The organism is Polaromonas sp. P1_E1_2 (assembly GCF_056406035.1).
In genome coordinates this window covers 1-6430 of the sequence record NZ_JBFUAZ010000198.1, presented here as the reverse complement: position 1 = coordinate 6430, position 6430 = coordinate 1, and the positions used below count along the sequence as shown (strand labels likewise).

The window sequence follows — 6430 nt, the reverse complement described above, 5'->3', positions numbered from 1 at the left end:
CACCTGCTGCAGCCAGAGCGGCACCGGCGCGCGGTTCTGCTCCGGCGGCAGCTTGGGCGCGATCTTGGGGTTGAGCATGACCCAGCCGACGATGTAGACCAGGTAGAGCAGGGCCAGGAAGAAGCCGGGGAACATGGCCGCCGCGTAGAGCTTGACCACGGACTGGCCGGCGACGGCGGCGTAGACGATGATCATCACCGAGGGCGGGATCAGGATGCCCAGCGTGCCGCCGGCGGTGATCACGCCGGCCGCCAGCCGCGTGTCGTAGCCGGCGTTGAGCATGGGCCGCATGGCGATCACGCYCATCAGCACCACCACAGCGCCCACCAGGCCACTGGCGATGCCCCAGAACGTGCAGATGATCAGGGTGGTGACCGCCAGCGAGCCGGGCACGCTGCGGAACGCCAGCTGCACGCTATGGAACATCTTGTCCACCAGCGCGCCGCGCTCCATCACATAGCCCATCAGCACAAACAGCGGAATCGATAACAGGGTCTCGTTGGTCATCGCTCCAAAAGCGCGCTGGACCATCAGGTCGAAGATCCTGTTTTCCCAAAAATGGGTGGACGGATCGTAGAAGGCCACGAAGCCGAACGCCATGCCCAGGCCCATGAGTGTGAATGCGGTGGGAAAGCCCATCATGATGACGACCACGATCAGGCCGAGCATGGTCATGCCGAGGACTGCGTTGCTCATTTGGAGACCTCCGCCCTGTGGGCTGCGGTGCCATGAATCTTCGGAACGGCCGGGCGATTCATGTTCAACCTTTCAGGCCGGCGGATTTTTCGATGGCCAGCAGCTTGGCTTCTTCATCGACAAACTCGCTGCCGGCCAGCTGCTGCGCGACCACATCGGATTCCTGGGCGTCCTTGAGCCGCGGTGTCCAGATGCCGGTGCGGATACAAACGACGCAGCGCAGGATCTCGGACAGCCCCTGCATCAGCACAATGGTGCCAGCCACCGGGATGACAAACTTGAACGGATACAGCGGGATAGGGGTGGCGTTGAAGGTTTGTTCGCGCATCGCCAGTGACTCATTGAAGTATGTCCAGCCGGCCCAGGTCAGCGCCATAATCCCGGGCAGGAAGAAGACGATGTACAGGACCAGGTCCAGCCAGGCCTGCGTGCGGGGCTTCAAGTTGCCGTAGAAGAAGTCGCCGCGCACATGGCCGTCATGCGCCAGCGTGTAGGCGCCCCCCAGCATGAACAGCGTGCCATACAGCATGTTATTGACGTCGAAGATCCATGCGGTGGGCGCGTTGAGCGCGTAACGCTTGAAAACTTCAGCGCAAACGACCACCATGAGGATCACGATGAGCCAGGCGGCGGCCTTCCCGACCCAGGTGCTGATGTGATCAGCCGTGTGAAGGATTTTTTGTGTATTCATTTTGAACCGGTGTTCCCATCAAAAAGGCCAGCCATCCAGGGTTGGACGGCTGGCCGGCTTCGCCGGGGCTCGCAGGCTCAGGCCTTCTTCTTGCCGAAGGAATGGTTGTAGGCCATCTTGAAATCGACCATGTAGTCGTTCTGCCAGGGGATGGTGCGCGCGGCGTAGGCCTTCTGCGAGTCGATCACCTTCTTGAACAGCGGATTGGCCTTGGCTTTGTCCTCGATGATCTTGTCCCAGGCTTCCAGCTGTGCCTTGAGCACGGCGTCGGGCGTCTTGTAGAACTTGATGCCCTGTTTTTTCATTTCAGCGTAGTCGGTGGAATTGCGATCTATGGCCTTCCAGCTCATGTCGGCGCTGGCAGCCTGCACGCCGTAGTCGATGATTGCCTTGAGCTCGGCGGGTAGCGCGTTGTACTTGGCTTTGTTAAACAGAATCTCGAACTGCTCTCCGCTCTGGTGAAAGCTCTGAAGCATGCAGTTTTTGACCACATCCGGAAAACCCAGAACACGGTCCGAACTGGCGTTGTTGAACTCGGCTGCGTCGATCAAGCCGCGGTCCAGCGCAGGTACGATCTCACCGCCGGGCAGCGGATTGACGGAGGTGCCCATCGCTGTGAAGATGTCGACCGACAGTCCGACCGTGCGGAACTTCAGGCCCTTCATGTCACCCACTTTGGCGATCGGCTTCTTGAACCAGCCCAGCGGCTGCGTAGGCATGGGGCCGTAGAGGTATGACACCACATCCATGCTGATCGACTTGTAGATTTCTTCCAGCAGTGCTTTGCCGCCGCCGTAGTTGTGCCAGGACAGGACCATGTTCGGGTCCATGCCGAAGGCCGGGCCGGAGCCCCACAGGGCCAGGGCGTTGTTCTTGCCGTAGTGGTAGGCCACCACACCGTGGCCGCCGTCCAGCGTGCCCTTGTTCACAGCTTCGAGCAGCTGGAATGCCGGCACGACCGCGCCGGAGGGGAGCACCTCGATCTTCAGTCGGCCGCCGGCCATGTCATTGACCTTCTTCGCGAAATCGTTGGCGTATTCATGGAAGATGTCCTTGGCCGGCCAGGTGCTCTGGAAGCGAAAGGACGTTGTCTGCGCCATGGCGACCATGGGGGCGGACAGGGCGCCGGCGGCAATCGCGGCGCCTTTCAGCAGGCCGCGCCTGCGGGGGCTTTTGCTCTCGGTCATGACTTGTCTCCTGTTGTTTCGAAAAAGATAAGAGGACTCATCATTCCGTCTTGCCCATTCCTTACAAAGAGGGTTTCCACCAACGCTACAGGTTGTTGCCCCTTCTCAGGGTGAAACTGTTTGTGCGTGACCGACAGGAGCCCGCGAGGAGCTCAGGTGACTTTCAGCCCCCTGAGGGCCGGATCGCCCGGCGGAAAGCGTAGCTTCAGTTCCTGCAACCTGGCCCGGACGAGGGTGGCGATCATCAGGTTGCGATGCGTCTTGGAGTCCGCTGGCACCACGGTCCAGGGTGCCCAAGGAGTGCAAGTGGCCTGGAGCAGCGTTTCGTAAGCCTTCTGGTACTGCTTCCACTGCTTGCGGACCTCCAGGTCGCCCGCGCTGAATTTCCAGTGTTTGGCGGGGTCATCCAGTCGCTCCTGCAGCCGTTGCTTTTGCTCATCGGGACTGATATGCAACATGAACTTGAGGATCACCGTACCGGTTTCCGAGAGCATGCGTTCGAAGTCGTTGATGTGCCGGAACCGCTGTGCTGTTTGTGCCGATGTGATCCATCCGTTGACGGGCGGCACCAACACATCTTCGTAATGGCTGCGGTTGAAAATCACGATCTCCCCCGTGCCCGGCAACTGCTGATGGATTCGCCACAGGTAGTCATGCGCCCGCTCATCTTCCGTCGGAGCCTTCCAGCTGACCGTCCGTACGCCCAGCGGGCTGATGCGCCCAAAGACACCGCGCAATGTCCCGTCCTTGCCTGAGGTGTCCGTTCCCTGCAGGACCACAAGAAGTTTGTAGCGTTTGTCCGCGTAAAACAGGTTTTGCAATCCGTCAATCTCCGTGGCCAGTGCTTCGACGGCAGCTTTATCACGTAGCTTGTCGCCCGTCGAGAACGGCTTGGCTGCCGGGTCAAGGCTGGCGAGGGAAAACCCCTTGGGCTTCGTCGGGGAGGGTTGCCAGGGGGCTACGGTTTTGGCCAGCGCCTTGAAGCTTGCCTTGCCAGGCTGTACCTCTTGTGGAGAAGGTGTGTCGGCGTTGTTGCGGGGCATCCGGGTCTCCTGCAGTTCATCGGTAGGATGATTGTGCATGCCCAGCCCACGTGAGGAGGGCGCGCGGCCAGCCTATGCCCCTCACCGTCTGATGGGTGGTTTCAGGTGGATAAACTTGATCTGCTGGTTTGGGCCGTTGCCATGAGATGCATACACGCCCATATGCCTGTTGATCAACATTTGAACTGAGAGGCCCTGTCATGGAAAAAAACACTTCTGCAAATGCTTCCGCGCGGCCTGGTGTCCAGCCTGCTTCCGGTTATGCCGGCGATATTTCTCCACAGCTGGCTTTTGAGTGGATGCAGTCGGGTGAAGCCGTGCTGGTGGATGTGCGGACCGACGCCGAACGTGAATGGGTGGGCTATGTGCCCGGCGCAGTACCTCTGGCCTGGAAGCAATGGCCGGGCATGGCGATCAATGCTGGTTTTGAGGAAGGACTGAAGGACGCCGTGCCTGCCGGCAAGAAGGCAGTGCTGTTGTGCCGCAGCGGCGTACGTTCGGTCGCAGCGGCCAAACGCGCGACCGAGCTGGGTGTCCAGGCTTACAACATCCTCGAAGGTTTTGAAGGCGATGCTGATGAGCAGGGGCAGCGCGGCCRCAAGGGTGGCTGGCGTTTTTGGGGCTTGCCGTGGAAGCAGGGTTGAGATGACTGCCACCTTCGGTGGCCGGTACATCTACTTTTTGTAACTTGAATATGTAATTAAATGACGGTTGGACTTCCTAAAAATGAGGTGAATAGTTCACACCACGATGTCGCAAATTTGGTGTATTGATGTACCCCCTGTTAATTCTGACAGGGGGTAAGAAGTATCAATTTGTTTGAGCGCTTTCAATGGGGTTCCCCTTTTTAACGGAGCTCCCTCATGCAAGTACTCGAACGCAAACTTTCCCCTGACGCCGCGCAGTTTTCCAACCCTGCCCTTGGTGCCCAGTTATGCCAGCGAATATCCCGTGACTTCACGCCGCGCTGGAATCAGCAGTGGAGCGGAAAGTTCATGCTTCATGGCAAAACACCGGACTCCAATGCCATCCGGCTGGACGGCAACGACTACCTCAGCGTCACTGGCCATCCGCACATCGTTCACGCGCAGGTGGAAGCCTTGCGTAAGGAGCGGGAGTTTGTGGTGCAGTCCGGTGTCTTCCACCTGAACCAGCATCCCACACACACGCTGGAGCTGGCACTGGCATCCTGGGTCGGCAAGGACGACGGCTTCATTTGCCAATCGGGTTATGCGGCCAATGTCGGCCTGCTGCAGGCGATTGCCGATGCGCAGACCCCTGTATACCTTGATACGCTGGCCCATGCATCGTTGTGGGAAGGCGCCCATGCGGCGCGCGCCCCGGCTTTCGCTTTTCGCCACAATGATCCGGTTCATCTCGCCCGGATGATCGCCAGGAACGGCCCTGGCATCGTGGTGGTCGATTCCGTGTACAGCACCACGGGTGCCATCTGTCCCCTGGGGGAAATTGTCGATGTGGCCGAGCAGCACGGCTGCATGATCCTGGTGGATGAATCGCACTCGCTGGGCACACACGGCCCGGAAGGTGCGGGGCTGTGCGCCGAGTTGGGCCTCACCAGCCGCGTGCACTTCATCACCGCCAGCCTTGCCAAGGCTTTTGCCGGCCGGGCCGGCTTTTTTACCGCGCCGGCGCACATGCGCTATTACATTCTCTGTTCAAGCTTTCCCAATATCTTCAGCTCCAGCCTGCTGCCGCACGAGATTGCCGGCCTTGCAGCCACGCTGGAGGTGATCCGCAACAGCGACGATGCGCGTGCAAGGCTTCACGCCCACACGCGCAGGTTGCGGTCTGCCTTGAGCGAGCTGGGCTATCCCATCCATCAGGGCAGCCAGCAGATCATTGCGCTGGAGGTTGGACTGGAATCCGACACCATGGTGTTGCGGGACCGGCTGGAGGAGCGCAACGTGTTTTCGTCGATGTTCTGCGCGCCGGCCACCAGCAGCAAACGCGCGATGATGAGGTTAACCCTGAATGCCGGGCTGATGGATTCCGAACTGGACCATGTGGAAGCGGTCGCACGCGAGATCGCGCCGATCGTGAAACCATGGGACTGGCCGATTGCACGGCGCGCCCGGGCCGGCCAGGAGGCATGATGCCGGCGTCAGTCCTGAAGGTGTCTCTCACCCGAGGTGGCAATAAATCGCTCGTGGCTGCTCATGAAGCCGGGGTTAAAAGGCTCGCCGACGGTAAAAAGCGCCGCATGGAGTACGGTCGGACCGGAAGCGATGGCGAAGGCCTGGCGCGGCTGGGGTTTGTGGCCGGCGCCCAGTGCCAGCTGCAGTTCCAGATCGATGAGTTTCCTGCCCGCCGCCACGTCCTTCACGGTCGAGGCATCCCAGCCTTGCGATGCCGCCATTTCGGCAAGCTCTGGCAGGTTCCCGGCGGGTTCCAGCTGCAACCAGCTGACGCTGCCTTTGCGGTCAAGGGCCAGCACACCGAAGGGTGCACCGATCACCACATGCTCGATCCAGCCTTGCCGCAGCGCCAGGTTTTCCAGCTCCTGCGCGACGGATGTTTCGCACAGCAGCGCATGCTGCGCGCGGGACAGCGTCGCCCGCCAGGTCTGCTGGTGCCGGGGATCGGGCTGTCGCAGCAGCGCCTGCACCGCATCGGTCAGGCGCAGCCGGATCTCCGGAGATTGCTTGGGAATGAATTGTTCGATCAGCCCGCGGTTGAAGGCCGACACGGCAAGTTGCTCGTCGGCCCTGCCTGTCAGCAAAACGCGCGAACCCGACCACCCGGTCAGCTCGCTCAACACCCTCAGCCCGCTCATGGCCGGCATGGAATAGTCC

General features: G+C 60.5%; 7 protein-coding genes. 2 read left to right on the top strand and 5 right to left on the bottom strand.

Going from position 1 to position 6430, the window contains the following annotated elements; all coding sequences use genetic code 11:
* The 4 genes from AC1D1P_RS11180 to AC1D1P_RS11165 all read right to left on the bottom strand — a co-directional run.
* On the bottom strand, positions 1 to 696 hold a 696-nt coding region (locus AC1D1P_RS11180), incomplete at its 3' end, for a TRAP transporter large permease subunit (protein ID WP_477673014.1).
* Positions 697 to 760: 64 nt separating this feature from the next.
* Positions 761 to 1387, bottom strand: coding sequence for a TRAP transporter small permease subunit (locus AC1D1P_RS11175; RefSeq protein WP_477668567.1), 627 nt, complete (start codon positions 1385 to 1387; stop codon positions 761 to 763).
* A gap of 77 nt (positions 1388 to 1464) precedes the next feature.
* Positions 1465 to 2574, bottom strand: a complete 1110-nt coding sequence (locus AC1D1P_RS11170) for a TRAP transporter substrate-binding protein (protein ID WP_477668566.1) — start codon at positions 2572 to 2574, stop codon at positions 1465 to 1467.
* Between the two features lie 152 nt (positions 2575 to 2726).
* On the bottom strand, positions 2727 to 3617 hold the full coding sequence (locus AC1D1P_RS11165) for a PPK2 family polyphosphate kinase (RefSeq protein WP_477668565.1): 891 nt from the start codon (positions 3615 to 3617) through the stop codon (positions 2727 to 2729).
* A 200-nt stretch (positions 3618 to 3817) separates the two neighbouring features.
* Here AC1D1P_RS11165 and AC1D1P_RS11160 point away from each other — a divergent pair, with 200 nt between their 5' ends.
* A complete protein-coding gene (locus AC1D1P_RS11160; RefSeq protein WP_477673013.1) occupies positions 3818 to 4261 on the top strand; it encodes a rhodanese-like domain-containing protein in 444 nt (147 codons plus the stop codon).
* A 219-nt stretch (positions 4262 to 4480) separates the two neighbouring features.
* A complete protein-coding gene (gene cqsA / locus AC1D1P_RS11155) occupies positions 4481 to 5731 on the top strand; it encodes an alpha-hydroxyketone-type quorum-sensing autoinducer synthase (RefSeq protein ID WP_477673012.1) in 1251 nt (416 codons plus the stop codon).
* Between the two features lie 8 nt (positions 5732 to 5739).
* Here cqsA and AC1D1P_RS11150 read toward each other — a convergent pair.
* On the bottom strand, positions 5740 to 6430 hold a 691-nt coding region (locus AC1D1P_RS11150), incomplete at its 5' end, for a response regulator (RefSeq protein WP_477673011.1).

Bases quoted from the DNA above. Each gene is read 5' to 3' on its own strand.
- AC1D1P_RS11175 (WP_477668567.1), bottom strand. From the start codon at position 1,387: ATGAATACACAAAAAATCCTTCACACGGCTGATCACATCAGCACCTGG.
- AC1D1P_RS11170 (WP_477668566.1), bottom strand. From the start codon at position 2,574: ATGACCGAGAGCAAAAGCCCCCGCAGGCGCGGCCTGCTGAAAGGCGCC.
- AC1D1P_RS11165 (WP_477668565.1), bottom strand. From the start codon at position 3,617: ATGCCCCGCAACAACGCCGACACACCTTCTCCACAAGAGGTACAGCCT.
- cqsA (WP_477673012.1), top strand. From the start codon at position 4,481: ATGCAAGTACTCGAACGCAAACTTTCCCCTGACGCCGCGCAGTTTTCC.